Origin of the sequence: Rhizobium sp. TH2, assembly GCF_024707525.1 — a bacterium.
GTDB lineage: Bacteria > Pseudomonadota > Alphaproteobacteria > Rhizobiales > Rhizobiaceae > Rhizobium_E.
This window is the reverse complement of record NZ_CP062231.1, coordinates 5,258,062-5,284,049: the sequence shown is the minus strand read 5'-3', so window position 1 is coordinate 5,284,049 and position 25,988 is coordinate 5,258,062. Positions and strand designations below refer to the sequence as shown.

Below are 25,988 nucleotides of genomic sequence, written 5' to 3'. Positions count from 1 at the left end.
ACGATGCGCGTCGCCATCATCGATTATGGTTCCGGCAACCTGCGTTCGGCGGTCAAGGCCTTCGAGCGCGCCGCGCGTGAAAGCGGCGTCGAGGCCGAAATCGAATTGACCGACAAGGCCGACCGCGTCGCCTCCGCCGACCGGATCGTATTGCCCGGCGTCGGCGCCTATGCCGATTGCCGCCGCGGCCTCGATGCCGTGCCCGGCATGGTCGAGGCCCTGTGCGACGTGGTGGAGACCAAAGCACGGCCATTCCTCGGCATCTGCGTCGGCATGCAGCTGATGAGTTCGCGCGGGCTGGAAAAGACCATCACCGAGGGCCTCGGCTGGATCGAGGGCGATGTCGTGCTTATGACGCCCGACGAGCCGAGCCTGAAGATCCCGCAGATCGGCTGGAATACGCTGGAACTGCAGCAACAGCATCCGCTGTTCGATGGCATCCCCACCGGCGAGGATGGTCTGCACGCCTATTTTGTCCATTCCTACCATCTCGCGGCGAAGAACCCGGAGGACGTGGTTGCGACGGCCGGCTACGGCGGCCCCGTCACTGCTTTCGTCGCGCGGCAAAACATGGCCGGCGCCCAGTTCCATCCAGAAAAGAGCCAGACGCTTGGGCTGAGGCTGATCGCGAATTTCCTGAAATGGGCGCCCTGAAGAAATGATAAAGTCATGATCCTCTTCCCCGCGATCGACCTCAAGGACGGCCAGTGCGTGCGCCTCAAGCTCGGCGACATGGAGCAGGCGACCGTCTATAATCCCGATCCGGCGGCGCAGGCGAAGGCTTTCGAGGACCAGGGCTTCGAATGGCTGCATGTGGTGGACCTCAACGGCGCCTTCGCAGGCGAGAGTGTCAATGGCGCGGCGGTCGAGGCGATCCTCAAGGCGACCAAGAATCCCGTCCAGCTCGGCGGCGGCATCCGCACGATCGCCCATATCGAAGCCTGGCTGGCCAAGGGCCTCTCCCGCGTTATCCTCGGCACTGTTGCCGTGCGCGACCCCGCGCTGGTGATCGAGGCCTGCAAGCTTTTCCCCGCCAAGGTCGCCGTCGGCATCGACGCCAAGCGCGGCAAGGTTGCGGTCGAGGGCTGGGCGGAAGCCTCCGAACTCGGCATTGTTGAGCTGGCTAAGCGTTTCGAGGGCGCCGGTGTCGCGGCGATCATCTACACCGATATCGACCGCGACGGCATCCTCGCCGGCATCAACTGGAGTTCGACGCTGGAACTGGCGCGGGAGACGTCGATCCCGGTGATTGCCTCGGGCGGGCTAGCGTCGCTGGATGATATCAGGCGGTTGGCGGAGCCGGATGCCGCGATCCTCGAAGGCGCGATCTCGGGGCGGGCGCTCTATGATGGGCGGATTGATGCGGGTGAGGCGTTGAGGATATTGAAGAGTCGGTAAGCCTACAAGCTTGCTTCCGCTTCTCCCCTTGGGGAGAAGGTGGCCCGAAGGGCCGGATGAGGGGTTGCGCGAAGCGCCGAATGTGAATTGGGGAACCCCTCATCGCCTCGCTTTGCTCGGCACTTCTCCCCAAGGGGAGAAGGGGGAACCTGTGGCGACCATCTGCGCCGATCTACCCCTCAAATCCCCTGATCACCATCAAAAACTCATCCCCATATCGCTCCAGCTTCGATTGCCCCACACCCGAAATCCCGAGCATCTCCTCTTCATCCGCCGGCCGCTCCTTGGCAAACGCAACCAGCGTCGTATCCGGAAAAACGACATAGGGCGGTACCGCAAGCGCCTTGGCGATTTCCGTGCGCTTCATCCGCAATGCCTCGAACAGCTCCACATCCGAGCCCTGCAAGGCCGACTTGGCACTCGCCGAGCTCGAAGACGCGCTTCTCGCCGCCTTGCCCTTGGTCGGCCGGTCGTGGCGGAAGCGGACCTCGCGCTCGCGCTTGAAGACGGCGCGGGCCTCGGGCCCCAGCTTCAGTGCGCCGAAAGCGTTGTGATCGACGCTGATCAGGCCGCTAGCGAGGAGCTGACGGTAAACGGACTGCCAGGTTTTCGAGGCTATGTCCTTGCCAGCGCCGAAAACCGGCATGCCGGTATGGCCGAAGCGGGTGGTCTTCTCGTTCTCGTGACCGAGCAGCACGTCGATGAGATGGCCGGTGCCGAAGCGCTCGCCGGTGCGGTAGATCGCGGCGAGCGCCTTGATCGCGGCCTCGGTGCCGTCCCAGGTCTCGACGGGCGTCAGGCAGGTGTCGCAATTGCCGCACTGGCCCTGATGCCCTTCGCCGAAATGGGCGAGGATCGCCTGCCGCCGGCAGCCCGGCGTTTCGCAGATACCGAGGAGTGCGTTGAGCTTGGCGCGTTCGACGCGCTTGATATCGTCGCCCGAATTGCCCTCGTCGATCATCCGGCCGCGCTGGATGACATCGGCCATGCCATAGGCCATCCAGACATCGGAGGGCAGGCCGTCGCGCCCGGCGCGGCCGGTCTCCTGGTAATAGGCCTCGACCGAGCCCGGCAGGTCGAGATGGGCGACATAGCGGACATTCGGCTTGTCGATGCCCATGCCGAAGGCGACCGTGGCGACGAGGCAGAGATCCTCCTCCTTCAGGAAGGCATCCTGGTTGGCGTCGCGCAGGCTGCGGTCCATGCCGGCGTGATAGGCCAGCGCGCGGATGCCCTGCACATTCAGCCACTCGGCGGTGTCCTCGACCTTGGCCCGCGACAGGCAATAGACGATGCCGCTCGAGCCCTTGTGGCGCGTCAGGAACCGCAACAATTGCTGGCGCGGCTGGTCGCGCTCGACGATTTCGTAGGCGATGTTCGGCCGGTCAAACGAGGTGGTAAAGACTTCCGCATCGTGCAGGGCGAGCTTGTCGATGATGTCTTCACGAGTATGCGGATCGGCGGTGGCGGTCAGCGCGATGCGCGGCACGCCGGGATAGAGATCAGCGAGATGACCGAGTTCGCGATATTCCGGCCGGAAATCATGGCCCCATTGCGATACGCAATGGGCTTCGTCGATGGCGAAGAGCGCGATCCTGGCACTGCCGATCATCTCCTTGAAACCGGATGTGACGATGCGCTCGGGAGTCACATAGAGGAGATCGAGTTCGCCCCTGTCGATCGCCCGGCGGACGTGGATGAACTCCTCTCGCGTCAGGGAGGAGTTGAGGGCTGCGGCGCGCACGCCGAGTTGTTTGAGCGCCTCTACCTGATCGCGCATCAGCGCGATCAGCGGCGAAACGACGATGCCGATGCCATCACGGCAAAGGGCGGGGATCTGGAAGCAGAGGGATTTTCCCGCGCCGGTGGGGAAGAGGACGACAGCGTCACCACCGGACACGACCTGGGCGACCACATCGGCTTGTTTGCCGCGAAAGGCGGAATAGCCGTAGACCTGCTTGAGGATGGCGAGCGGGTTCCTCGCGCCATCGAGGTCGAACAGGTGGCCGGTCTGGGTTGTGGTCATGGAATCACTTTCGGCAGGTGATTGCTTTATGGCATGGCTTAGGCATGGCCCGCGAGGGCGAATGGGCTTCAATCCACGGGTTCGGTTCGCGATCAGGTCCGCAAATGGCCAATGGGCTCAGCCGCACAAAAATATGCTCGCAATTCCGCGCTTTGACCGCTATGTAGCCGCTTATCGCAAGCCATTGAGCGCATGAGGACAAAATTTGACTCTCAAGGCCCGGGTAATCCCCTGTCTCGATGTCAAGGACGGCCGTGTCGTCAAGGGCGTCTCCTTCGTCGATCTGGTCGATGCCGGCGATCCGGTCGAGACGGCGATAGCCTATGACGCGGCGGGCGCCGACGAGCTCTGCTTCCTCGACATCACCGCTTCCTCCGACAATCGCGAGACGATCTTCGACGTCGTGGCGCGCACCGCCGAACAGTGCTTCATGCCGGTGACGGTGGGCGGCGGCGTCCGGGCGCTGGCCGATATCCGCAAGCTGCTGCTCTGCGGCGCTGACAAGGTGTCAATCAATTCGGCGGCGGTGAAGGACCCGGATTTCGTCGCGGCCGCGGCCGACAAGTTCGGCAACCAATGCATCGTCGTCTCGCTCGACTGCAAGAAGGTTTCGGCCGACGGCCAGAATCCCCGCTGGGAAATCTTTACCCATGGCGGACGCAATCCGACCGGGCTCGACGCGGTGGAATTCGCGCGGGCCATGGTCAATCGCGGCGCGGGCGAATTGCTGGTGACCTCGATGGACCAGGACGGACAGAAGAGCGGCTACGATATCGCGCTGACGCGGGCCATCGCGGACGCCGTGCCGGTGCCGGTGATTGCCTCGGGTGGCGTCGGCACGCTGGACCACATGGTCGAAGGGATCCGGGACGGGCATGCGACGGCGGTGCTGGCGGCCTCCATTTTCCATTTCGGCACCTATACGGTGGGCCAGGCAAAGCGTTATATGGCAGAGCATGGCGTCGCCATGCGGCTCGATTGAGTTGAAGGAATAGCGGATGAGCGACTTTACGCTTGCCGATCTCGAGAGGATCGTGGCTTCACGCGCGGAAGCCTCGCCCGAGGAATCCTGGACCGCGAAGCTGATCGCAGGTGGCCAGAAGAAGGCCGCCAAGAAGCTCGGCGAGGAGGCGGTCGAGACGGTGATCGCGGCGATCGCCGATGATCGCGAAAATCTCACATATGAAGCGGCCGACCTGATGTTCCATCTGCTCGTGGTGCTGAAGATCGCCGGCATTCCGCTTGCCAATGTCATGACCGAACTCGAACGGCGCACGACAAAATCAGGCATTGCCGAGAAGGCCGCGAGGACAGACGCATGAACCGTGAATTGCGCATCAGCCCGGACGGCGTGGCGCTCGATCATCTCAGGGATGCCGACTACTCGCCGTATAAATTCTTTACCGCCGAGGAATGGGCGAAGTTCCGGGCCGATACGCCGCTGACGCTGACGGCCGACGAGGTCAAGCGGCTCCGCTCGCTCAACGACCCGATCGATCTCGACGAGGTGCGGCGCATTTATCTCTCGCTGTCACGTCTGCTCTCGGCACATGTCGAATCGTCGCAGATCCTGTTTGCCCAGCGCAAGCGTTTCCTCAATCTCGCCAATGACCAGAAGACGCCGTTCATCATCGGCATCGCCGGATCGGTCGCAGTGGGGAAGTCGACCACCGCGCGTATCTTGAAAGAGCTCCTGTCGCGCTGGCCGTCGAGCCCTAAGGTCGATCTGGTGACCACGGACGGCTTCCTGCATCCCAACAGCTATCTCGAAGAAAACGTGCTGATGGAGCGCAAGGGCTTTCCCGAGAGCTACAACATGCCGTCGCTCTTGAAATTCCTCTCGGCGATCAAGGCGGGCCAAGCGAAGGTTCCGGCACCGCTCTATTCGCACATGACCTATGACGTGCTCCCCGACAAGTTCCAGGTCGTCGATCATCCAGATATCCTGATCTTTGAGGGCATCAACGTGCTGCAATCGCGGGATTTGCCGGCGGATGGCAAGATCGTGCCGATGGTGTCGGATTTCTTCGACTTCTCGATCTATATCGATGCCGAGGAGAAGATGATCCACCGCTGGTATGTCGATCGCTTCATGCGGCTCAGGAAGACCGCCTTCGTCAATCCGCAATCCTACTTCCACCGCTATTCGGAGATCACCGACGAGGCGGCGCTGGAGCGGGCGGAATATCTCTGGAAGAACATCAACCTGAAGAACCTGCACCGCAACATATTGCCGACCCGGCCGCGCGCCGACCTCATCCTCAAGAAGGGTGAGAACCATCTGGTCGAGCAGGTGTCGCTCAGGAAGCTTTAGTCACCCTTCGCATTGTCAGGTTGATCCGGCCCTCTCGCTTCAGAAGCATCGACGTGCCGGCATAGATCCGGTCGACACCATGGAAGGCGAGTCGGTTTTCGCCGCCGATCACCACGACATCGCCGCTCCGCAGCCGGAGAGATGTGGTCGGGTCATTGCGCTTCAGCCCGCCGACGCGGAACAGGCAATCGTCGCCGAGCGAGATCGAGAGGACGGGTGCGGCAAATTCCTGTTCGTCGCGATCCTGGTGCAGGCCCATTTTCGCATTGGAATCATAATAGTTGACCAGGCAGGCCTCGGGCTCAATGTCGGTGCCCGCCGTGTCGCGCCAGATCTCGAGCAGCATATCGGGAATATCAGGCCACGGCTTGTTCGTCACCGGATGCGTCGGCTGGTAGCGGTAGCCGCGTTCCTTGTCGGTGACCCAGCCGAGCGCACCGCAATTGGTCATGCGCACGGACATTTCCTTGCCCGTCTTCGGCATGGCGGGCGTATAGAGCGGCGCCTCGGCGACGATGACGCGGACGGCTTCGAGCAGCCGTTCCTGCGCCGGACGATCGAGATAGAGAGGGAGATGGCGGATGCCGGGTGGAAGCGTTTGGGTCATCGGATCGTGCCTGAAATTCTTGGCGAAGCTGGATTTTGTGGCACGCACAGGCTGTCCGCAACCCGGTTTTCTTTGCAATCGTACCCGCTGTGATCTTCACCGTCATTCACCAGACATACCCCTTCCTTCACGCGAGCCTTTCGCCCCGTGGCTTGACCATGCACGTCTCCCGATCTTCCCGCTTGCGCATGAGAGATCGGCCGGGGCACGTCTCCGTGCCGGGTTATATGACCGCTTTCGCGGCCGTTAAGACACGTTGCCGTGCCCCGTCAAACGGTGTCTCCATCCCCGAACTCGCCAGCACTGCCCCCGTTGTCCCGCAGCCTTTGAGGAGCCTTGGGGAACGATCATGTGTGCGCTACAGCGCACGTCCGGGGCGAAACTCAGCCTTTCGGCCGCCGTCCCCAGAGGACTGGCCCTTCTCGCGGACGCCCTGCATGGAGACCTACGTCGCTTCTCCACACCGGTCACCGGTTCCGCCTCGCCCTGACGCCTCAAGGTGTAGCCGATACGGAACGGCAGGGAGTATGGCATGGAGTTGGGGATTTGGGAAGATGGAAGAGGAATTTTTTCCTATCTTGGGTGATAAGATGTTGATTTGGTTGACAAGAAAATGACCCAAGGAATCACCCCTCACCAACTTCGGCCAAGGGTTCACTGCGTTCACCCGGCCTGCATATCCTCTCCCACAAGGGGAGAGGCAGGGTGCCACACGCCGGCGAAACATGTTGCACCCGCTATTCGACGGCGTATCGTATTGCCACAAGCGTGCCCGGCGCTCCCGGGCCGCTGAGGAGCGCCCTGAAGCGGGGGATGGCCATGGCATCGACGCAGTTTCACCTCGTCACGGAATGGGTGCTCGATGCGTCCGACGAAGAGGTCTGGCGGGTGCTGGTCGCGCCGGCGAACTGGCCGGACTGGTGGCCGACAGTGAAGCGCGTCGAGCTTCTCGATCCCGGCGACGCAGACGGGATCGGCGCTGTGCGGCGCATGACCTGGTCGACCGCGCTGCCCTATGACATCGTGTTCGAGACGACGACCACCCGTGTCGAGCCCTTGACGCTGATCGAGGCGCGCGCGAAGGGCGAGCTCGACGGCATCGGCCGCTGGACGATCGCCGCGCAGGGCGGCCGCACGACCGTCCGCTACGACTGGATCGTGGAGGTGACGAAACCATGGATGGTCAAGCTGGCCTTTCTTCTGCGGCCGGTCTTCGCGTGGAACCACAATCAGGTCATGGAGCGCGGAAGGCAGGGGCTTGTGGCGCATCTGGCGCGGCGGCGCGTGTTGAATGTGGAGGCCCAAGCGCCCACAGCGGACGTCCGCCGTCCGCAAGAATGAAGCGTCCGGTGGTTATTCGGCAGCCGCCGCAGGCTTGCCATCCGCCAGTGCCGTGGCCACGAAGTCGGGGTCCTTGGCGATGACCTTGAGGTAGGCGCGGGCTGCCTGGTCGGGCTCGGCGCGGTGCTGCTCCCAATCGCGGAGCGTGCCGAGGGGGATGTGGTAGCGAGCGGAGAATTCTTCCTGGGTGAGGTGCAGAGCACGACGAATGACCTGTGCGCGCGCCATGCGGCCTTGCGGCACCGCCCCATGGGGCGATGGAGGATTGTCAATATCCGAACGGGCATTTGCCTCCACCTCTTCGTCAGACATTGCCTTGACGCGCTGCCAGTCGGTTCGGTCGATCATGTCAGATCGAATCTTCATAAATTCGCCTTTCGCTCTTCGATGCCCGTCTGGCCGAGACAATCCGGATGATATCACCACGCAGTGTGTAGACAACGGACAGTAGCTCGCCAGCAGAGTGGCCGATTACTTTTCGCCGCATCTCCCCGTAATCCATCGAGCGCTCTTCGTCATCGACGCCGAACAAATCGTCAAAGACTTGTTTTGCAGCGATAAAATCGATGCCGTGTTTGCGGATGTTCGCATTCCGCTTCTCTTCATCCCAGTCAAACATACCACGCCCCCATACGGGTTACCAGTACTTCACTCGTCATCCACCTTCCCCCTCGCCTTCTTGATCTCGCCGCGACCAGCTTTCGCCTTGAGGCGGCGTTCGATGGAGCCCTTGGTCGGGCGGGTCTTGCGGCGGGGTGGAGGGGGTGGCTCGTTTGCTTGAAGGATGAGTTCCTTGAGGCGTTCGCGCGCGTCTTCGCGGTTGCGGTCCTGCGAGCGGAAGCGATCGGAGAAGACGATGGCGACGCCGTCCTTCGAGAGCTTGCGGCCGAAGACGCGGCGGGCATTCTGCTTGACCCGTTCCGGCAGGGACGGAGAGTTCATGATGTCGATGCGGAGTTCGACCGCCGTCGCGACCTTGTTGACATTCTGGCCGCCGGGACCGGACGCAAGCACGAAGCTTTCGGTCATCTCCCAGCCCGCAATCGTGATGGCGTCGTCGATATAGAGTGTGTCTGCCGGCATGGTTGTCTCTCCAGGGGCGCGTCAGCGCTCCCGAGCCTGCATGCCATGGGCGCGGCGATTTCGCCAGCCGTTTGAACTGAAAAGGGCGGCTGGTGGGCCGCCCCTTCTCTCTCAAATGTCTCTGTGGTGCATCACGGTTTCACGTGAATCCATCCGCTTACTCCGCAGCCATGCGGATGCCGGGGGCGGCGTCGCGGACCGAGCCTTCGACATGGCGTTCGAACTTGGCGAAGTTGGCGACGAACATATCGACCAGCTTCTGGGCCTGGCCATCATAGGCGCCGCCATTGATCCAGGTCGAGCGCGGATCGAGGATCTTGGTCGACACGCCCTCGACGGCGACCGGAACCTCGAAGCCGAAATAAGCATCGCGGCGGAAAACGGCGTTGTGGAGCTTGCCGGATAGTGCGGCGGTCAGCAGAGCGCGCGTCTCCTTGATCGGCATGCGGCGGCCGGTGCCATAGGCGCCGCCGGTCCAGCCGGTATTGACCAGCCAGCAGGAAACGCCGTGACGGGCGATCAGGTCCTTGAGCAGGTTGCCGTATTCGGAGGGGTGACGCGGCATGAACGGTGCGCCGAAGCAGGTCGAGAAGGTTGCTTCCGGCTCGGTGACGCCTTTTTCAGTGCCGGCGACCTTGGCCGTGTAGCCCGAGAGGAAGTGATACATCGCCTGGTCGGGTGTCAGCCGCGCGATCGGCGGCATGACGCCGAAGGCATCCGCCGTCAGCATGATGATGGTGCGGGGATGGTTGCCGAGGCCGGTCTCCGACGCATTTGGGATGAAATGCAGGGGATAGGCGGCGCGGGTGTTCTCCGTCAGCGAGTTGTCGTTGAAATCGGGAACGCGGTTGTCGTCGAGCACCACGTTTTCGAGCACGGTGCCGAAACGCTGGGTGGTGGCGAAGATCTCGGGTTCGGACTCGGCCGAGAGCTTGATGGTCTTGGCATAGCAGCCGCCTTCGAAATTGAAGACGCCGTCCTCTCCCCAGCCATGCTCGTCATCGCCGATCAGGGTGCGGTTCGGGTCGGCCGACAGCGTGGTCTTGCCGGTACCCGACAGGCCGAAGAAGATGGCGGTATCGCCATCCGGGCCCGTGTTGGCCGAGCAATGCATCGGCATGACGCCCTTGGCCGGCAGCAGGTAATTGAGCGCGGTGAAGACCGATTTCTTCATTTCGCCGGCATAGGAGGTGCCGCCGATCAGCACCACGCCATTGGTGAAATCGCAGGCGATCACGGTTTCGCTGCGTGTGCCGTGGCGGGCGGGATCGGCCTTGAAATCCGGCAGGTCGATGATCGTGAGTTGGGGCACGAAGGTTTCGAGGTCTTCGCGTTTCGGCCGGATCAGCAGGTTGCGGATGAACAGCGAATGCCAGGCGAGTTCGGTGACCACGCGGGTGGGCAGCGCATTGGCGCGGTCGGCGCCGCCGACGAGATCCTGCACATAGAGCGACTTGCCCTTGGCATGAGCCAGCATATCGGCCTTGAGCACGGCGAAGTGCGCGGGCGACATTTCGCGGGTGTTTTCCCACCAGATATGCGGCTCGGTATTGGCGTCACGGACGACGTGCTTGTCCTTTGGTGAACGGCCGGTATGCTGGCCGGTAAGTGCCCGGAGTGCGCCCTGGGCGGTAACCACGGCCTCGCCGTTGCGGATGGCGTCCTCATAGAGATACGGCTCGGAATAGTTATAACGAACGGAAACGAGGCCTTCGAAACCAAACGCTTCCAACCGATTTTCCGGGTTCGTCATTCCGAGTTCTTCCATGGCTCTATCCTTTCGAGATGAGGTCAGCCTGTGTTCGACATCAGAAGCTAAGGCATAGACATTTTAAAAAAACAAGTGGGGAAGATGCGAATATATCAATGCTATCAATGTATTAATCGATTTAAACAAAAGTCCTATTTTTTAAATCGTTTGAAATCCGCTGGCGGAATGCCGATTCCGGACGCGGCGTCCCGTCACGGCACAGGGGTTAAAAAACAACCTAAGGGCTCTTTGCCACAATTTGTTCCACCTTTATACTCATGAACTGCGTCGCACCGTGCCAGGCACGGATAACAGACAAGGCTTTCCGGAGAACCTCATGCTGACAATCGCCCTCGTGGACGACGACCGTAATATTCTCACTTCAGTATCCATCGCGCTCGAAGCGGAGGGTTACAAGGTGGAGACCTATACGGACGGTGCATCTGCGCTCGACGGTCTGCTGCAGCGGCCGCCGCAGCTCGCGATCTTCGACATCAAGATGCCGCGCATGGACGGCATGGAGCTGTTGCGGCGCCTGCGCCAGAAATCAGACCTGCCGGTGATCTTCCTGACCTCCAAGGACGAGGAGATCGACCAGTTGTTCGGGCTCAAGATGGGCGCCGACGATTTCATCACCAAGCCATTCTCCCAGCGCCTGCTGGTGGAGCGGGTGAAGGCAGTGCTGCGCCGGGGTGCCGCGAACCGCGAGGCGGGCGCGACGCCCGGTGCCGTGGCGGCCAAGCCGGGTACGGTGCAATCCAAATCGCTCGAACGCGGCCAGCTGGTCATGGACCAGGAACGGCATACCTGCACCTGGAAGGGACTGCCGGTGACGCTGACGGTGACCGAGTTTCTTATTCTTCATGCGCTGGCGCTGCGCCCCGGCGTGGTCAAGAGCCGCGACGCGCTGATGGATGCGGCCTATGACGAGCAGGTTTATGTTGACGACCGGACGATCGACAGCCACATCAAGCGCCTTCGCAAGAAGTTCAAAATGGCGGATAATGATTTCGACATGATCGAAACACTCTATGGCGTCGGCTACCGGTTCCGCGAAGGCCCCGGCGCCTGACACGGGAGCGCCCGGCGGGATATTAATGGCTGTTGCAGATGCAGAGCTGGTGAAAGAAGTAAGGACGACGCCGAGGGTACGAACGCGGCGGCGGAGCCGTTGGTCGCGGCCGTTCCTGTTCATCCGGCGCATTCTCGGCCATGCGGTCTTTTCCAGCCTGACGCGGCAAATCCTGTTCTTTAATCTCGTCGCGCTCGTCGTGCTGGTCGGCGGCATCATGTATCTCAACCAGTTCCGCGAGGGGCTGATCGATGCCAAGGTCGAGAGCCTGCTGACCCAGGGCGAGATCATCGCGTCCGCCGTCTCCGCCTCGGCTTCCATCGATACCAATTCGATCACCATCGACCCCGAGAAGCTGCTGGAACTGCAGGCCGGCCAGTCGATCACGCCGGTGCCGAACGACGAGGACCTCGAATTCCCGATCGATCCGGAAAAGGTGGCCCCGGTGCTCAGGCGGCTGATCTCGCCGACCCATACGCGGGCGCGCATCTTCGATCCAGACGCCAACCTGATCCTCGATTCACGCTTCCTCTATGCCCGCGGCCAGGTGCTGCGCTTCGACCTGCCGCCGGTCGATAACGAATCGATTTCGTGGTCGGAGAGGATTTCCGGCATCTTCAACCGGCTGCTGCAGCCATCCAACCTGCCGGTCTACAAGGAGAGCCCCGGCGGCGACGGGTTGATCTATCCCGAGGTGAAGAACGCGCTGACCGGTGTGCGCGGCGCGGTGGTGCGGGTGACGGAGAAGGGCGAGTTGATCGTTTCGGTCGCCGTACCCGTACAGCGGTTCCGCGCCGTAGTCGGCGTGCTGTTGCTTTCGACCCAGGCCGGCGACATCGACCAGATCGTGCATGCCGAGCGGCTGGCGATCATGCGGGTGTTCGGCGTGGCGACCATGGTGACGGTGATCCTGTCGCTGCTGCTGTCGTCCACCATCGCCAACCCGCTGCGGCGGCTCTCGGCGGCCGCGATCCGGGTCCGGCGCGGCGTGAAGAACCGCGAGGAAATCCCGGATTTCTCCTTCCGCCAGGACGAGATCGGCAACCTGTCCTCGGCGATCCGCGAGATGACCAATGCGCTCTACGACCGGATCGCCGCGATCGAGAGCTTTGCGGCGGATGTCAGCCACGAGCTGAAGAACCCGCTGACCTCTTTGAGAAGTGCGGTGGAGACGCTGCCGCTCGCCAAAACGGAGGAATCCAAGAAGCGGCTGATGGACGTGATCCAGCACGACGTGCGACGGCTCGACCGGCTGATCTCCGACATTTCCGATGCCTCGCGGCTCGACGCGGAACTGGCGCGCGCCGATTCGCGGCCGGTCGATCTCGAAAAGCTGCTGGCCGGGCTCTGCGAGATTTCGAGCGAGATACGCGCGCGCGGCAAGACCGTGACCGTCACCTTCGAAGCGGATCGCAAGGCGGTGGGCAAGGGTGGCTTCAAGGTGGTGGGCCACGAATCGCGCATCGGCCAGATCATCAGCAACCTGATCGAGAATGCCCGCTCCTTCGTCTCGGCGGATGGCGGCAAGATCGCGGTGAAGCTCCATAAGAGCGGCGGCAATTGCGTGGTCGAGATCGAGGACAACGGTCCGGGCATCGAGGCCGAGAATATCGACCGGATTTTCGAGCGCTTCTATACCGACCGGCCGGGAATCGAGGATTTCGGCCAGAATTCCGGCCTCGGCCTGTCGATCAGCCGGCAGATCGCGGAAGCGCATGGCGGTTCGCTCGATGCGGTGAACGTGCTTGGGCCGGATGGCGAGCGCAAGGGTGCGCGGTTTACACTGGTGTTGCCGGAAAAGGGGCAATCGTGACGAGGGTGTTGGCAGGACAACCACAGTTAGGTGTGTGGTGGGCGAAGAGCTTGCTCCCGCTTCTCCCCTTGGGGAGAAGCTGGCGCAAAGCGCCGGATGAGGGGTTCTCATCCAGTCGCCGGCGCTTCGCGCAACCCCTCATCTGCCCTTCGGGCATCTTCTCCCCAAGGGGAGAAGCGGGAGCCAGTTGCGCCGCCGCCATTCCACACTCAGCCACCCAGGCTACTTCGCTATGACCCGCGTTCTGGCACACGGCACGGCTATCGTCGTGGGCGAGACCGGCGTGATCTTTACCGGCCCGGTCGGTTCGGGAAAATCGTCACTGGCGCTGCAGACCATGTTCAGCGCCCGAATCGCGGGACATTTTGCCGCGCTTCTGAGCGACGATCAGGTTTTCCTTGAGGCGGTTAACGGAGATGTGACCGGCTTCTGCCCACCGTCGATAGCGGGGATGATCGAGTTGAGGGGCAGCGGCATCGGGAGGGTCGAATTCGTGGCGGAAGCGCGGCTCCACTATGCGATCCGGCTGATCGAGGTGCATGCCGACAACAGGATTCCCGCAGAGAATCAACGCTGGAAAGCCGACCAGGGGATCGATCTGCCGCTGATCATGCTGGACCGGCGGGTGCGCGATCCCTTTCCCTGGCTTGCGGCGCTGCTGCCGGGCTTTCCGGGCAACATACCGGGCTGAGGTGGTGAACGAATCGTTACAAAGGGCGCATTTTTGACTTGAACTTCCGGGTTTCATCGCCATGATGGCCGCCCACACAGTGGACGAGACAGTTCAAACTCGCTATCAGCACCGCCCACAACGATAAAAAACCGAAACCGGAGCTCTATAAAGCATGATCGGACTGGTGCTTGTCACACATGGACATCTGGCGGATGAGTTCCGTTCCGCTCTTGAACATGTGGTGGGTCCGCAGAAGGCGATCGGCACGATCTCCATCGGCCCCGATGACGACATGGACAACCGCCGCCAGGACATCGTGGACGCCGTCGCCGCCGCCGATGACGGCAATGGCGTGATCATTCTCACCGACATGTTCGGCGGCACGCCGTCCAATCTCTCGATCTCGGTCATGTCGCGCGGCAATACCGAAGTGATCGCCGGCATGAACCTGCCGATGCTGATCAAGCTCGCCGGCGTGCGCGGCGAGAACAACATGCAGAAGGCGCTTGTCGAAGCCTCCGAAGCCGGCCGCAAATATATCTATGTCGCAAGCCGGGTGCTCTCCGGAAAATAAGGACCTTCATGGCGGATAGCGGGCTCGAGCGGGAAATCCTGATCATCAACAAAAGGGGCCTGCATGCCCGCGCCTCCGCGAAGTTCGTCCAGACGGTCGAACTGTTCGACGCGGAAATCCACGTCTCCAAGGACGGAATGACGGTGGGCGGCACCTCGATCATGGGCTTGATGATGCTGGCGGCGGCGCCCGGTTCGACCATCATGGTGACGGCATCGGGCGCACAGGCAGCCGAGGCGCTGAACACGATCGAGGCGCTGATTGCCGATAAGTTCGGCGAAGAAGCGTAGGCACACATCAACCCTGATCAGAGTGTCACTGACCGCCGGTCACGACGGAAGCAATGATTCGTCCGGCGCTTCCTGTGTCGCCATCAATACCTCGCGAAGCCGCTCGAAGCCGCTGCCGGTACCGCTTTGACGTATGTCGCCATCGCGGGCGTCGCCGAAAACGGCTTGCTCGGTGTAGGTCATGCGCGTTTTCGCCCCATCTCCAATCAGTTCCACGGTCACCAGTGACGAGGAGATGCACTTGCCGTCCGTGTGCATCGCATAGGCGTAGACGATCCGTTCGGGGGCAGCGATTTCGAGATAATGCGCCAGCATGCTTTGCTCGGTGCCATCGGGCATGCGCCAAATCATCCGTTCGCTGCCGTCTTCCCTGAAATCCATGCGGTCGTCGATCACCTCCCAGTCGGGATGGCAGGAGGTCCAGCGGCGCTTGAGCGCGTGGACCGACCAGAAGCGAAAGGCATGGGTTGGACGGCCCGGCAGTTCACGCTCGATGACAAAGGTTCGATGGTTGACGTTCACACCCATTATTCTTCCTCTTCAGGCAATTCGGCCATCAACGAGACGAGACGATCGAAGGCGAGGTTCATCGCCGCCTGCCTCTGGTCGATCCACGCGTTGATCGCGGCGAAGGCATCCTTCTGCATACGATAGGTCCGGACCCGTCCTGCCTTCTCCGATATGACAAGGCCGCCATCCTCCAGAATTCGCAGGTGCTTGAGAACCGCGGGCAAGCCGACATCGGCGGACGCAGCCAGTTCCTTTACGGATGCCGGCTTGCGCGCGAGATGTTCGACAAATCCTCGCCGGTTCGGGTCCGCCAAGGCCTGGAACATTCGGTCGAATGAAATGGATGGCGATGTGCCGTTCATGAGATTCCCAGATAGTGTTCAGGCATCGCGTCCCGATAGGGGAACATCGAGAAATATGGCCGCGCTTCCGCGATGACCCGCTGCACCGATGGCCGATCGAGCAGCCGTTGCAGATAGGCCTTGAGATGCTCCCGATCACCGGGGAACGGATGCACGATAGACGCAAAGAAGAGGGCTGGCAAAGCGGCGCAATCCGCCATGGTGAAATCCTCGCCCGTTGCCCACCGCCTGGACCGGAGATGGGCGTCGATCATGCCATAAGCCCGATCGAGCGTCGACCTTGCCTCAGCGACACCGTGCGGATCGTTGGCATGCGCGGGTCTGATCCTGTCCGTCACGATCTTCTGCACCGGCACGCTGACATAGAGGTCATAGAACCGGTCCCACAGCCGGACGTCTAGTCGCGCTTTTGGATCGGCCGGCAACAACCTGATTGCGCCCGGGTAGTTCGACTGCAGGTATTCGATGATGATGCTCGTCTCGGGTACGGTTTGTCCGGCCTTGCTATCGTGCAGGACCGGAATCTTGCCGACCGGCCACTTGTCGAGAAGGGCGGCCGTGGAACCCAGATCGGCGAAATCGACGATCTCGGTGTCGAACTCCGTTTCATTTTCATAAAGCGCAATCAGTACCTTATGGCAAAACGAAGCGAGCGGATGGATGTAAAGCGTCAGCGACATGGCGTCCTCATAGTTTCCATTCTTGGAAACCATTAGCGCAACCCGATTGTCGTGGCAAGATACTTTCCTGATACGGAAAGTGTCTTAGTGCTTCCCCGCCGCCTTCATCGACTGGTTCTGCCGGTAGTGTGAAAGATCGACATGCTCACTGCCATCAGCACTCTTGACAAGTTTCACAATTAGGTAGATCGGTCTATCTAACACTTTGGAGAGAACCGTGATCGATCGAGTGCCTGCGAAGGAACGCCTGCTGAAGGCAGCGGCTGAACTGTTTTATACGGATGGTGTCGCCGCTACGGGTATCGACACGATCACTGCGCGCGCCGGCGTCGCTCGGATGAGCCTGTACAATAACTTTTCCTCCAAAGCGGACCTAGTGAAGTTCTATCTGGAAAACCGCGTGGCGGAATGGCAGGCGGTGCTGGCAGCGCGGCTAGAGCGGGCAAAGACACCGGCAGAGCGGGTTCTCGCCGTCTTCGACTCCTATGTCGATCATGCCCATCTTGCCTATGGATGGGGGTTTCGCGGCTGCGGCTTGCTGAACGCGGCGGCCGAACTGCCGGTCGGCGACCCGGGCCGGGCAACGGTCGCTTTCCAGAAGGACGAAGTCGAGCGGCTGTTTCGGGAGTATCTGGGTGACATCGCGCCCGATTCCACGACCGCCGACGACGTCGCGGAACATCTGTCCTTCCTGCTCGAAGGTGCGATGGCGCGCGCTGGTCTCGACGGACATGACGGGCGGCTGAAGAGCGCGCGCAAGATGGCAGTGTCGCTGTTGGAGCAATTTGCGGCGTCGAATTCGCCTGCGCAGCGGGACGAGCATTGATCCCCTGAAGCCTCATCCGGCATCATAATATCCAGGACGCTCCATCCATGAGTGACATTGCCGACGTCCCGTCTCCTGCAAGGAATGGCCTGCTCGCGCTCGCCCTTGTGATCATTGTCGAAGCGGCTCTTGTGATAACCTGGAGTGCCGGCTTCGTCGGGGTACGCTTCGCCACAGATCACGCGCCGATCTTCCTCATCCTGCTCTGGCGCAGCCTGGTTTCAGGACTGCTGTTATCGCCCTTTGCCCTGACGATGGGGCCGAAACTGCGCTGGAAGAATGTGCTGCCGCAGATCCTGTTCGGTGCATTGGCGATGGCCGGTTACCTGGCGGGATTCGCGATGGCTATTGGTCGCGGCGTACCGACGGGACTGGTGGCGCTTATTACCGACATGCTGCCGCTGGCCGTCGCGCTGCTTTCATGGCCTGTTCTCGGCCAGGCGCTGACCGGCCGCCAGTGGCTCGGTTCCTTCGTCGGTTTTGCCGGCGTCCTGATCGCGTCCGGTTCGGCCTTGAGCATAGGCGACGTGCCGCTCTGGGCCTATGGCCTGCCGGTGCTCGGAACCTTGTCGCTTGCGATGGCGACGCTGCTGCAAAAGCGCAGCCCGGCCGGCGCCATGCCCGTGCACCAGAGCCTCTGCATTCAGTGCCTCTCGGCCTCGGCGATCTTCGCGGTCTTGGCCTGGCACGAGGGCGGAGTGCTGCCAGCGCTCGATACGGGCTTCATCGGCGGTATCCTGTGGCTTGTCTTCGTCGCGACCTTCGGCGCGTGGAGCCTCTATTATCTCGCGTTGCGCAAGTCCTCCGCCGCGCGCGTAACCGCGATCCTCTATCTCAGCCCGCCGGTGACGATGATCTGGGCCTGGATCATGTTCGACGAGCCGCTGTCCTGGGTCATGGCCGCCGGACTGGTCGTATCGCTGGCGGGGATAATCATCGTGGCGAGGTCGCAGGCGAGCCCCTCGGTGGCATCGAGCAATTGATCCCGCGCAATGCCCGCGCAGGCGAACGGCGTTAGGGTTGGACATTTCAACCTTTCGCGTGGCCATCATGGCAAACCACCAAAACACCAGATCCGGCAATCTCCTGCGCCTCTTCGCTCATCTTGCGGCGCATAGGCGAAGCGGCGCCACGGATGCGGCACTCGGGACGCTGCTCGCCTTCGTTGCCGGCGCGGTGAATGCCGGCGGCTTTATCGCGATCGGCAAATACACATCACACATGACCGGCATTCTCTCGGCCATGGCGGACGACGCGGCTCTTGGCGGATTCGGGTTTGCCGCGATCGGGCTTCTCGCGCTCGCCTGCTTCACGGCCGGCGCCGGGGCGTCCGCGATCCTCATCAACTGGGGGCGGCGAAACGTGCGGAGCAGGCAATATGTCTACCCGCTCTTCCTGGAAGCGGTACTGCTCATCTGCTTTGCAGCGGCCGGGCTGCTGCAACCGGCGGCTTTCATTGCGGTTGCGGCGCCCCTGCTCTGCTTCGTCATGGGCCTGCAAAATGCAACGATCACCAAGATATCGGGTGCACGCGTGAGGACGACGCATGTGACCGGCATGGTGACCGATATCGGCATCGAACTCGGGAAATGCGCCTATTGGAATCAGGGCGGCGATCCCCGCAAGCTCCGGGTACGGCCGAATCTCACCAAGCTCGTGATCCTGTCGCAAATGGTGGGCATGTTCTTTGCCGGCGGCGTGATCGGCGCCATCGGCTACGGGTTCTTCGGCTATGCGTTTTCGGTGCCGATTGCGGCGCTGTTGCTCGCCATGGTACTGCCGGTGATTATCCGTAGTCACCACGCCATCATATAAAGACTTCTTTATATCCTTATTGCTTTTTGCGCTGTGGGCTGGTAAATGGCTCGCCATGCTGAAATCCGGCGTGCGTATCCGCGCGCCTGTTCGACGGCCGGCGAGAGACCGGCACCATCAATCTGGAGACCATCAATGACCGCTGCCAAGGATTATCTTGTCGCCGATATCGGCCTGGCCGACTACGGCCGCAAGGAACTGACAATCGCCGAAACCGAAATGCCGGGCCTGATGGCCGCGCGTAGCGAATATGGCGAGAAGAAGCCACTCAAGGGCGCGCGCATCACCGGTTCGCTGCATATGACGATCCAGACCGGCGTACTGATCGAGACGCTCGTCGCTCTCGGCGCCGAAGTGCGCTGGGCCTCGTGCAACATCTTCTCGACCCAGGACCATGCCGCCGCCGCGATCGCCGCAGCCGGCATTCCGGTCTATGCCGTCAAGGGTGAGACGCTCGAGGAATACTGGACCTATACCGACAAGATCTTCCAGTGGACCGATGGCGGTCTCTCCAACATGATCCTCGACGATGGCGGCGACGCCACCATGTACATCCTGCTCGGCGCCCGTGCGGAAGCCGGCGAGGACGTGCTGTCCAAGCCTGAGTCTGAAGAAGAAGAAGTCCTGGTCGCCCAAATCAAGAAGCGTATGGCCGCTTCGCCGGGCTGGTTCACCAAGCAGCGCGATGCGATCAAGGGCGTGACCGAAGAGACCACGACCGGCGTGCACCGCCTCTACCAGCTGCAGGAAAAGGGCCTGCTGCCCTTCCCGGCGATCAACGTCAATGACTCGGTCACCAAGTCGAAGTTCGACAACAAGTATGGCTGCAAGGAATCGCTGGTCGACGGCATCCGCCGCGGCACCGACGTGATGATGGCCGGCAAGGTCGCCGTCGTCTGCGGCTATGGCGATGTGGGCAAGGGCTCGGCCGCTTCATTGGCTGGCGCCGGCGCGCGCGTAAAAGTCACCGAAATCGACCCGATCTGCGCCCTCCAGGCCGCCATGGACGGCTTCGAGGTCGTGCAGCTTGAAGACGTCGTCAAGACCGCCGACATCTTCATCACCGCGACAGGCAACAAGGACGTCATCCGTCTCGACCATATGCGCGAGATGAAGGACATGGCGATCGTCGGCAATATCGGTCACTTCGACAACGAGATCCAGGTCACGGCGCTCCGGAACCTCAAGTGGAACAATATCAAGCCGCAGGTCGACATGATTGAGTTCCCCAAGGGCAACCGCATGATCCTGCTCTCCGAGGGACGTCTGCTCAATCTCGGCAACGCGACCGGCCATCCGTCCTTCGTGATGAGCGCCTCCTTCACCAACCAGGTGCTGGGCCAGATCGAGCTCTACAACAATGACGGCAAGTACAAGAACGAAGTCTATGTTCTGCCCAAGCACCTCGACGAGAAGGTGGCGCGGCTGCATCTCGAAAAGCTCGGCGTGCGCCTGACCGAGCTTTCGGACCAGCAGGCCGATTATATCTCGGTCGAAAAATCCGGTCCGTTCAAGGCCGAACACTACCGGTATTAAGACTTTATTAACCATTATACCAAATCTTGTAGCCACGGCCGTAAATTGCGGCCGTGGCTTCTTTTTTGGGCAAATCGCTTTGCTGGTCAGGCCCACGATAGTATTGTTTTCTAAGTTGATTCGACTGTGAACCCAGCTCGACCCCGCGGCGGCGGACGAGGCAGGCAACGGTCAGCGAGCCCGATTGTCAGGCGTTCGCGATCAACTTGGCTCCGCATGATCTGGAGCCTTCTGCCGGGACAGTCTCGTTTCGGCACGACGGTCGGACCCTCGGGTCGTAACGCTGCCTGACCGGCTGCATTAGAAGACTATTTGGCGGAATAGCGGGGACTGCCTGATGAAATCGGGATTCGAGGACATTGCAACGCAATCGCGGGGTGGGACAAATCCGCCCCGGAGCGCGAAGCGTGAGGGCGTAAGCTCCAACCTGCTGGGCAACGCGCTGTTTTCAGCCACCGCGCTCATTCCCGGCGCCGCCTTTGCTGCCGTGCCGACGGCCGAGCGCATGCTCTCCTCTTCCAACACGATCGGCTTTGCCGCGGCCGCCGGCCTGATCTCCGTCTCGCTGATCGGCGCCTTCATCCTGATGCGCAAGCGCACTGACATGGAGAACGAAAACCGCCAGATCCGCACCGCGCTGTCCGACGCGCAGAGCCGCATTTCCCGCTTCGAGGCGCTGATCGCCGACAAGAACCGCCGGATCGTGATCTGGGACGGCATGGACGGGAATCCGGAATTTCTCGGCCAATTGCCGCCCGAGACCGGTGCGCCGGTCAACGATCGCGACTTCCTGGCCTTCGGCCGCTGGCTGCGGCCCCGCTCCGCAAGCGAGTTGGAACGGGCGATCGACAGGCTGCGCGCCGATGCGGCGAGCTTCGACATCGTGGTGGAAACCAGCCGCGACGAGGTGCTGGAAGCGCAGGGCCGAGTATCCGGCGGCCGAGCCTTCGTGCGCTTCGTCTCGCTCAACAATCTCCGCGCCCAACTGGCGGAGTTGCAGATCGAGCGCGACCGGCTGCAGGGTTCGATCCGCACCTTCCAGACGCTGATGGACGCCGTCGACATGCCGAGCTGGCAGCGCAGCCCGGATGGCAAGCTCGCCTGGGTGAACGACGCCTATGGCGAGGCCGTCAAGGCGCCGACGCCGGATATCGTGCTGCAGGAAGGCCGCGAACTCTTGGAAACCGTGAGCCGTGAAAAAATCAAGGCCGTGGCGACGCTGGATAACCCGTTCCGCGACAAGGTGGCGACCGTGGTGAACGGCAACCGCACCTATTACGAGGTCGTGGACGTGAAGACGTCCTCCGGTTCGGCCGGTATCGCGCTGGACGTATCGCGCCAGGAAGCGATCCGTGACGAGTTGAACCGGACGATCAAGAGCCACGCCGAGACGCTCGACATGCTGGCGACCCCGGTGGCGATTTTCGACGACCGGCAGAAGCTGCAATATTACAACCAGGCCTTCCGCCAGCTCTGGGATCTCGACATCGCCTTCCTGGAATCGCAGCCCGCGCATGGCGAGTTGCTCGACCGGCTGAGGGCCGTATCGCGGCTGCCCGAACAGCTGAACTGGAAGACCTGGAAGGAAAGCATTCTTTCCGTCTATCGCTCGCTCGATACCCATACCGATGTCTGGCACTTGTCGAATGGCCAGACGCTGCGCGTTTTCGCCACTGCCCGTCCGCAAGGCGGTGCGACCTGGGTGTTCGAGAACCTGACCGAGAAGGTCGATCTCGAAACCCGCTACAATACGTTGCTCAAGGTGCAGGGCGAGACGATCGATCATCTCGCCGAAGGCGTTGCGGTGTTTGAGCCGGATGGGCGGATCACGCTGTCGAACCCGGCTTTCCGGGCACTCTGGGGTATTTCAGCAGCCGAGGCCGAGCCGGGCACCCATATCAAGGCGATCGAGGCGGCCTGCCTGCCGAGCTATGAAGGGGCCGACGGCTGGAAGACTTATTCGCGCATCATCACCAGTTTCGAGGACATGCGCGAGCAGATCTCCGGCAAGCTGGAACTCAAGACCGGGCTGGTGCTCGATTATGCAGTGATACCGCTGCCGAACGCCCAGACCATGCTGACCTTCGTCAACGTGACCGACAGCGAACTGGCCGAACGGGCGCTGAAGGACAAGAACGAAGCCCTGCGCAAGGCCGACGAACTCAAGAATGCCTTCGTGCAGCATGTGTCCTACGAACTGCGCTCGCCGCTGACCAATATCATCGGCTTCACCGACCTGCTGCGCACACCGGGCATGGACCCGCTGACCGGACGGCAGGCGGAATATCTCGACCATATCTCGAATTCCTCCTCCGTGCTGCTGACGCTGGTCAACGACATCCTCGATCTCGCCACCGTCGATGCGGGGATCATGGAACTCACGCTCGAACCAGTCGATATCAACGACCTGCTCGACGAAGTGTCGCTGCAGATCGCCCACCGGCTGCAGGAAAACGACGTGACGCTGAAGATCACCGCCGACCATGATCTCGGCACCGTGATGGCCGATCACCAGCGGCTGAAGCAGATATTCATCAAGCTGCTGGCCAACGCCGCCAATTTCGCGCCCGACGGTACTTCGATCGGGCTGAAATGCTGGCGCGAGGCCAATGACTTCGTCTTCACCGTATCCGATGCCGGCCCGGGCATGACGCCTGAAATGCTGGCAAAAATCTTCAACCGCTTCGAAAGCGACGGGCGCGGCGGGCGCAAATCCGGTGCAGGACTTGGCCTTGCGATTGTCGAGAGCTTCGTGAACCTGCATCATGGCTCGATTTCGGTCGATTCGGCGCCGGGAACCGGAACCCGCGTCACCTGCCGCATTCCCGCCGGTGAAAAAAACGAGCGCCTGAGCGCCGCCGAATAACTTTAACGGAACTCTATGCCCACTTTCTCCTACTTTCTCGCCGATGACCAAGCCACCCGCGCGCTGGGCGAAGACCTTGCCTTGACCGTGAAGCCGGGGGACTGCCTGGCACTTTCGGGCGATCTCGGCGCCGGCAAATCATCGCTGGCGCGCGCGCTGATCCGCGCCATTGCGGGCAATGACGAACTCGAAGTGCCGAGCCCCACCTTCACGCTGGTGCAGAGCTACGACCTCAAATACCAGATCGCGCATTTCGATCTCTACAGGCTTGCCGACGAGAGCGAACTGGCCGAACTCGGTCTGGATGAGGCGCTTGAGCGCGGCGTGGTGCTGATCGAATGGCCCGACAAGGTCGGAGCGGCGCTGCCCAAGGACGCGATCCGCATCGAGATTTCGCATGAGGGCGCCGGGCGGCGGCTGAACCTTGATGTCGGCGAGGGCCGGTTCGCGGACCGGCTGGTAAGGGTCAATGCCATACGTGCCTTCATGGACGACAATGGCTACAGGGGCGCACGGCGGACATTCCTGATCGGCGATTCGTCCTTCCGCGCCTATGAGCGGGTGAAAACCGTCGATGGCAAGCCGTTCATCCTGATGGATTCGGCGGCGCGGCCCAATGGTCCGCCGATCCGCGACGGCAAGCCCTATTCGCAGCTGGTGCATCTGGCCGAGAATGTCCGGCCGTTCATCGCGATCGGCAAATACCTGAAAAGCATCAAGCTTTCAGCGCCCGAGATCTATGAGACCGATATCGAGCACGGCATCCTGATGATCGAGGATCTCGGCTCGGATGGCGTGCTCGACGCATCGGGCACGCCGATCGCCGAGCGCTATGAGGAGGCGGTACGCGGGCTTGCCGATTTCCACAAGCAGCAGCCGCCGGCGCGGCTGCCTGTCGGCAATGGCGAATATCACGACCTGCCGCATTTCGACCGCGAGACGCTGAAATTCGAGGCCGAGGTACTGCTCGACTGGCACATTCCCTGGCGGCGCGGCGGCCAGAAGGCGAGCGCCGCCGAAGCACGCGAGTATTTCGAGATCTGGGATCACCTGATCGATGAACTCAAGGGGCTCGAGACCAATCTCGTGCTGCGCGACTACCATTCGCCGAACATCATGTGGATGGCGGGTCGCCGTGGGTTCGATCGGGTCGGCATCATCGATTTCCAGGATGCGATCGTCGGGCCGTCCTCCTATGACGTCGTGTCGCTGACACAGGATGCGCGGGTGACCGTCGAACGGCCGCTGATGGAACGGCTGATGGAGATCTATATGAGTGCGCGCGAGGCGCAGGGGGCGTTCGATCGCAAAGCGTTCCTCAAGTCGTTCGCCATCATGTCGGCCGAGCGCGCCTGCCGGCTGAATGGGCTGTGGGTACGACTCTGGCAGCGCGACGGTATGGAAAGCTACATGCGCCACATGCCGCGCACGCTGTGGCATCTCTCGATGGCCTTCGAGCATGAGGTCAACGCGCCGCTCAAGGACTGGTGCCAGCGGGCGGGCGTGATCACCATGGATTCGCCGGAAGCCGCCGTCGCATGAGCAAGAGGATTCGCCACGCGATGGTGCTCGCGGCCGGGCTCGGCATGCGGATGCGGCCGATCACCGATACGATTCCCAAGCCGCTGGTGAAGATCGCGGGAAAGCCGCTGATCGATTATGCGCTGGATACGCTGAAGGATGCCGGGTGCGAAACGGCGGTGGTCAATGTCCATTATCTCGCCGAGCAGATGGAAGCGCATCTGGCCGAATACAAGGGGATGGAGATCCTGATCTCCGATGAGCGAGACGTGTTGCTGAATTCCGGCGGAGGGCTGGCCAAGGGGCTGAAATTGCTGCCTGATGTCGAGGTCTTCGTGATGAATTCCGATCTGTTCTGGATCGGCGAGACGCCGGGGCAACCGACCAATCTCGAAATGTTAGCCGGATTCTTCGATGCCGACCGGATGGACATGGCCATGCTCTGCGTGCGGCTGGAGGATACGACCGGGCATGACGGCAAGGTGGATTTTGCCATGGACGACGACGGGCGCCTCGTGCGCTACCGGCCGGTGGATGGCGTGATGCCCGCAGGCGAGGGCGTGGTCTATGCCGGGGCGATCGCCATGCGGTCATCGCTGCTCGCCGATGCGCCGGATGGCGCCTTCAATCTCAACATCTATTTCGACCGCGCGATTGCGGCGAATCGCTTGTATGGCCTAATACTTCAAGGGCACTGGGTCACGGCGGGTACGCCTGAGGCCATCGGTGCGGCGGAGGAGGCGGTGCGGCGGTATAGTTAGCAGCGTCGCGTGAAAACCCCTCATCCGGCCCTTCGGGCCACCTTCTCCCCAAGGGGAGAAGAGGGAGCAAGCCGCAGCGGCGCAAAACTCCTCTCCCCTTGGGGAGAGGTCCGCCGAACGAAGTGGAGGCGGGGTGAGGGGTTCCCACGATCACACCCGGGATCGGAAGG

Annotated in this window: 27 protein-coding genes; 18 read left to right on the top strand and 9 right to left on the bottom strand. The window is 61.8% G+C overall.

Annotated features, from left to right (window positions below):
• Positions 1 to 3: 3 nt before the first annotated feature.
• The gene (gene hisH, locus IHQ71_RS25890) at positions 4 to 654 is read left to right on the top strand and encodes an imidazole glycerol phosphate synthase subunit HisH (protein WP_258159275.1); all 651 of its coding nucleotides are present in this window, start codon (positions 4 to 6) and stop codon (positions 652 to 654) included.
• Between the two features lie 15 nt (positions 655 to 669).
• Complete coding sequence (gene hisA / locus IHQ71_RS25885; RefSeq protein ID WP_258159274.1) at positions 670 to 1,398, top strand: 1-(5-phosphoribosyl)-5-[(5-phosphoribosylamino)methylideneamino]imidazole-4-carboxamide isomerase; 729 nt, start codon at positions 670 to 672, stop codon at positions 1,396 to 1,398.
• A 172-nt stretch (positions 1,399 to 1,570) separates the two neighbouring features.
• Here the strand turns inward: hisA and recQ are convergent, their stop codons facing one another.
• The gene (recQ, locus tag IHQ71_RS25880) at positions 1,571 to 3,424 is read right to left on the bottom strand and encodes a DNA helicase RecQ (RefSeq protein WP_258159273.1); all 1,854 of its coding nucleotides are present in this window, start codon (positions 3,422 to 3,424) and stop codon (positions 1,571 to 1,573) included.
• Positions 3,425 to 3,629: 205 nt separating this feature from the next.
• Here recQ and hisF point away from each other — a divergent pair, with 205 nt between their 5' ends.
• The 3 genes from hisF to coaA are packed head-to-tail and all read left to right on the top strand — an operon-like array spanning position 3,630 to position 5,738.
• Positions 3,630 to 4,406 carry an imidazole glycerol phosphate synthase subunit HisF gene (hisF, locus tag IHQ71_RS25875; RefSeq protein ID WP_258159272.1) on the top strand — a complete coding sequence of 259 codons (777 nt, stop codon included), beginning with the start codon at positions 3,630 to 3,632 and terminating at the stop codon, positions 4,404 to 4,406.
• Between the two features lie 16 nt (positions 4,407 to 4,422).
• Entirely contained in the window at positions 4,423 to 4,746 is a 324-nt protein-coding gene (locus IHQ71_RS25870) for a phosphoribosyl-ATP diphosphatase (protein WP_258159271.1), read from the top strand.
• Entirely contained in the window at positions 4,743 to 5,738 is a 996-nt protein-coding gene (coaA, locus tag IHQ71_RS25865; protein ID WP_258159270.1) for a type I pantothenate kinase, read from the top strand. The genes IHQ71_RS25870 and coaA overlap by 4 nt, the downstream gene beginning before the upstream one ends.
• Here coaA and IHQ71_RS25860 read toward each other — a convergent pair.
• Positions 5,725 to 6,345, bottom strand: a complete 621-nt coding sequence (locus IHQ71_RS25860; protein ID WP_258162954.1) for an alpha-ketoglutarate-dependent dioxygenase AlkB — start codon at positions 6,343 to 6,345, stop codon at positions 5,725 to 5,727. The genes coaA and IHQ71_RS25860 overlap by 14 nt on opposite strands.
• Before the next feature lie 819 nt (positions 6,346 to 7,164).
• Between IHQ71_RS25860 and IHQ71_RS25855 the strand changes: the two genes are divergently transcribed.
• Positions 7,165 to 7,686 carry an SRPBCC family protein gene (locus IHQ71_RS25855; RefSeq protein WP_258159269.1) on the top strand — a complete coding sequence of 174 codons (522 nt, stop codon included), beginning with the start codon at positions 7,165 to 7,167 and terminating at the stop codon, positions 7,684 to 7,686.
• 12 nt (positions 7,687 to 7,698) lie between these two features.
• On the opposite strand, the gene IHQ71_RS25850 is transcribed toward IHQ71_RS25855, so the two are convergent.
• The 4 genes from IHQ71_RS25850 to IHQ71_RS25835 all read right to left on the bottom strand — a co-directional run bounded on the left by IHQ71_RS25850 (position 7,699) and on the right by IHQ71_RS25835 (position 10,537).
• A complete protein-coding gene (locus IHQ71_RS25850; protein ID WP_258159268.1) occupies positions 7,699 to 8,052 on the bottom strand; it encodes a DNA-binding transcriptional regulator in 354 nt (117 codons plus the stop codon).
• The gene (locus tag IHQ71_RS25845; protein WP_258159267.1) at positions 8,036 to 8,305 is read right to left on the bottom strand and encodes a BrnT family toxin; all 270 of its coding nucleotides are present in this window, start codon (positions 8,303 to 8,305) and stop codon (positions 8,036 to 8,038) included. Before IHQ71_RS25845 ends, IHQ71_RS25850 begins: the two co-directional genes overlap by 17 nt.
• Positions 8,306 to 8,334: 29 nt before the next feature.
• On the bottom strand, positions 8,335 to 8,769 hold the full coding sequence (gene arfB / locus IHQ71_RS25840) for an alternative ribosome rescue aminoacyl-tRNA hydrolase ArfB (protein WP_258159266.1): 435 nt from the start codon (positions 8,767 to 8,769) through the stop codon (positions 8,335 to 8,337).
• A 157-nt stretch (positions 8,770 to 8,926) separates the two neighbouring features.
• Positions 8,927 to 10,537: a phosphoenolpyruvate carboxykinase gene (locus IHQ71_RS25835; RefSeq protein ID WP_258159265.1), complete on the bottom strand. Its 1,611-nt coding sequence runs from the start codon at positions 10,535 to 10,537 to the stop codon at positions 8,927 to 8,929.
• Between the two features lie 319 nt (positions 10,538 to 10,856).
• On the opposite strand from IHQ71_RS25835, the gene IHQ71_RS25830 reads away from it, so the two are divergent.
• The 5 genes from IHQ71_RS25830 to IHQ71_RS25810 all read left to right on the top strand — a co-directional run bounded on the left by IHQ71_RS25830 (position 10,857) and on the right by IHQ71_RS25810 (position 14,941).
• Positions 10,857 to 11,591, top strand: a complete 735-nt coding sequence (locus IHQ71_RS25830; RefSeq protein ID WP_258159264.1) for a response regulator transcription factor — start codon at positions 10,857 to 10,859, stop codon at positions 11,589 to 11,591.
• 49 nt (positions 11,592 to 11,640) lie between these two features.
• Entirely contained in the window at positions 11,641 to 13,404 is a 1,764-nt protein-coding gene (locus IHQ71_RS25825) for a stimulus-sensing domain-containing protein (protein ID WP_374989918.1), read from the top strand.
• Between the two features lie 232 nt (positions 13,405 to 13,636).
• Positions 13,637 to 14,095 (top strand): HPr kinase/phosphorylase, encoded by a 459-nt coding sequence (locus tag IHQ71_RS25820; RefSeq protein WP_258159262.1) that lies wholly within the window; start codon positions 13,637 to 13,639, stop codon positions 14,093 to 14,095.
• Positions 14,096 to 14,249: 154 nt separating this feature from the next.
• Complete coding sequence (locus IHQ71_RS25815) at positions 14,250 to 14,651, top strand: PTS sugar transporter subunit IIA (RefSeq protein WP_258159261.1); 402 nt, start codon at positions 14,250 to 14,252, stop codon at positions 14,649 to 14,651.
• A gap of 8 nt (positions 14,652 to 14,659) precedes the next feature.
• Entirely contained in the window at positions 14,660 to 14,941 is a 282-nt protein-coding gene (locus tag IHQ71_RS25810) for an HPr family phosphocarrier protein (RefSeq protein WP_258159260.1), read from the top strand.
• Positions 14,942 to 14,980: 39 nt separating this feature from the next.
• On the opposite strand, the gene IHQ71_RS25805 is transcribed toward IHQ71_RS25810, so the two are convergent.
• The 3 genes from IHQ71_RS25805 to IHQ71_RS25795 are packed head-to-tail and all read right to left on the bottom strand — an operon-like array spanning position 14,981 to position 16,493.
• Positions 14,981 to 15,469 carry an SRPBCC domain-containing protein gene (locus IHQ71_RS25805; RefSeq protein WP_258159259.1) on the bottom strand — a complete coding sequence of 163 codons (489 nt, stop codon included), beginning with the start codon at positions 15,467 to 15,469 and terminating at the stop codon, positions 14,981 to 14,983.
• Complete coding sequence (locus IHQ71_RS25800) at positions 15,469 to 15,813, bottom strand: helix-turn-helix transcriptional regulator (RefSeq protein ID WP_258159258.1); 345 nt, start codon at positions 15,811 to 15,813, stop codon at positions 15,469 to 15,471. Before IHQ71_RS25800 ends, IHQ71_RS25805 begins: the two co-directional genes overlap by 1 nt.
• Positions 15,810 to 16,493, bottom strand: a complete 684-nt coding sequence (locus tag IHQ71_RS25795) for a glutathione S-transferase family protein (protein ID WP_258162953.1) — start codon at positions 16,491 to 16,493, stop codon at positions 15,810 to 15,812. The genes IHQ71_RS25800 and IHQ71_RS25795 overlap by 4 nt, the downstream gene beginning before the upstream one ends.
• A gap of 217 nt (positions 16,494 to 16,710) precedes the next feature.
• Here IHQ71_RS25795 and IHQ71_RS25790 point away from each other — a divergent pair, with 217 nt between their 5' ends.
• The 7 genes from IHQ71_RS25790 (at position 16,711) to IHQ71_RS25760 (ending at position 25,818) form a co-directional block, all read left to right on the top strand.
• The gene (locus IHQ71_RS25790; protein ID WP_258159257.1) at positions 16,711 to 17,319 is read left to right on the top strand and encodes a TetR/AcrR family transcriptional regulator; all 609 of its coding nucleotides are present in this window, start codon (positions 16,711 to 16,713) and stop codon (positions 17,317 to 17,319) included.
• A 47-nt stretch (positions 17,320 to 17,366) separates the two neighbouring features.
• A complete protein-coding gene (locus IHQ71_RS25785; protein WP_258159256.1) occupies positions 17,367 to 18,302 on the top strand; it encodes a DMT family transporter in 936 nt (311 codons plus the stop codon).
• Between the two features lie 67 nt (positions 18,303 to 18,369).
• Complete coding sequence (locus tag IHQ71_RS25780) at positions 18,370 to 19,134, top strand: YoaK family protein (RefSeq protein WP_258159255.1); 765 nt, start codon at positions 18,370 to 18,372, stop codon at positions 19,132 to 19,134.
• Between the two features lie 135 nt (positions 19,135 to 19,269).
• A complete protein-coding gene (gene ahcY, locus IHQ71_RS25775; protein ID WP_258159254.1) occupies positions 19,270 to 20,670 on the top strand; it encodes an adenosylhomocysteinase in 1,401 nt (466 codons plus the stop codon).
• A gap of 337 nt (positions 20,671 to 21,007) precedes the next feature.
• Positions 21,008 to 23,536, top strand: a complete 2,529-nt coding sequence (locus IHQ71_RS25770) for an ATP-binding protein (protein ID WP_374989917.1) — start codon at positions 21,008 to 21,010, stop codon at positions 23,534 to 23,536.
• A gap of 15 nt (positions 23,537 to 23,551) precedes the next feature.
• Positions 23,552 to 25,078, top strand: coding sequence for a tRNA (adenosine(37)-N6)-threonylcarbamoyltransferase complex ATPase subunit type 1 TsaE (gene tsaE, locus IHQ71_RS25765; protein WP_258159253.1), 1,527 nt, complete (start codon positions 23,552 to 23,554; stop codon positions 25,076 to 25,078).
• Positions 25,075 to 25,818 (top strand): nucleotidyltransferase family protein, encoded by a 744-nt coding sequence (locus IHQ71_RS25760; RefSeq protein ID WP_258159252.1) that lies wholly within the window; start codon positions 25,075 to 25,077, stop codon positions 25,816 to 25,818. The genes tsaE and IHQ71_RS25760 overlap by 4 nt, the downstream gene beginning before the upstream one ends.
• Positions 25,819 to 25,988: the final 170 nt, after the last annotated feature.

Bases quoted from the DNA above. Each gene is read 5' to 3' on its own strand.
- IHQ71_RS25805 (WP_258159259.1), bottom strand. From the start codon at position 15,469: ATGGGTGTGAACGTCAACCATCGAACCTTTGTCATCGAGCGTGAACTG.
- IHQ71_RS25795 (WP_258162953.1), bottom strand. From the start codon at position 16,493: ATGTCGCTGACGCTTTACATCCATCCGCTCGCTTCGTTTTGCCATAAG.
- IHQ71_RS25830 (WP_258159264.1), top strand. From the start codon at position 10,857: ATGCTGACAATCGCCCTCGTGGACGACGACCGTAATATTCTCACTTCA.
- IHQ71_RS25810 (WP_258159260.1), top strand. From the start codon at position 14,660: ATGGCGGATAGCGGGCTCGAGCGGGAAATCCTGATCATCAACAAAAGG.
- IHQ71_RS25855 (WP_258159269.1), top strand. From the start codon at position 7,165: ATGGCATCGACGCAGTTTCACCTCGTCACGGAATGGGTGCTCGATGCG.
- IHQ71_RS25835 (WP_258159265.1), bottom strand. From the start codon at position 10,537: ATGGAAGAACTCGGAATGACGAACCCGGAAAATCGGTTGGAAGCGTTT.
- IHQ71_RS25770 (WP_374989917.1), top strand. From the start codon at position 21,008: ATGAAATCGGGATTCGAGGACATTGCAACGCAATCGCGGGGTGGGACA.
- IHQ71_RS25820 (WP_258159262.1), top strand. From the start codon at position 13,637: ATGACCCGCGTTCTGGCACACGGCACGGCTATCGTCGTGGGCGAGACC.
- IHQ71_RS25860 (WP_258162954.1), bottom strand. From the start codon at position 6,345: ATGACCCAAACGCTTCCACCCGGCATCCGCCATCTCCCTCTCTATCTC.
- IHQ71_RS25845 (WP_258159267.1), bottom strand. From the start codon at position 8,305: ATGTTTGACTGGGATGAAGAGAAGCGGAATGCGAACATCCGCAAACAC.
- arfB (WP_258159266.1), bottom strand. From the start codon at position 8,769: ATGCCGGCAGACACACTCTATATCGACGACGCCATCACGATTGCGGGC.
- IHQ71_RS25785 (WP_258159256.1), top strand. From the start codon at position 17,367: ATGAGTGACATTGCCGACGTCCCGTCTCCTGCAAGGAATGGCCTGCTC.
- hisH (WP_258159275.1), top strand. From the start codon at position 4: ATGCGCGTCGCCATCATCGATTATGGTTCCGGCAACCTGCGTTCGGCG.
- IHQ71_RS25870 (WP_258159271.1), top strand. From the start codon at position 4,423: ATGAGCGACTTTACGCTTGCCGATCTCGAGAGGATCGTGGCTTCACGC.
- IHQ71_RS25780 (WP_258159255.1), top strand. From the start codon at position 18,370: ATGGCAAACCACCAAAACACCAGATCCGGCAATCTCCTGCGCCTCTTC.
- IHQ71_RS25815 (WP_258159261.1), top strand. From the start codon at position 14,250: ATGATCGGACTGGTGCTTGTCACACATGGACATCTGGCGGATGAGTTC.
- IHQ71_RS25850 (WP_258159268.1), bottom strand. From the start codon at position 8,052: ATGAAGATTCGATCTGACATGATCGACCGAACCGACTGGCAGCGCGTC.
- tsaE (WP_258159253.1), top strand. From the start codon at position 23,552: ATGCCCACTTTCTCCTACTTTCTCGCCGATGACCAAGCCACCCGCGCG.
- coaA (WP_258159270.1), top strand. From the start codon at position 4,743: ATGAACCGTGAATTGCGCATCAGCCCGGACGGCGTGGCGCTCGATCAT.
- ahcY (WP_258159254.1), top strand. From the start codon at position 19,270: ATGACCGCTGCCAAGGATTATCTTGTCGCCGATATCGGCCTGGCCGAC.
- IHQ71_RS25760 (WP_258159252.1), top strand. From the start codon at position 25,075: ATGAGCAAGAGGATTCGCCACGCGATGGTGCTCGCGGCCGGGCTCGGC.
- IHQ71_RS25800 (WP_258159258.1), bottom strand. From the start codon at position 15,813: ATGAACGGCACATCGCCATCCATTTCATTCGACCGAATGTTCCAGGCC.
- hisA (WP_258159274.1), top strand. From the start codon at position 670: ATGATCCTCTTCCCCGCGATCGACCTCAAGGACGGCCAGTGCGTGCGC.
- recQ (WP_258159273.1), bottom strand. From the start codon at position 3,424: ATGACCACAACCCAGACCGGCCACCTGTTCGACCTCGATGGCGCGAGG.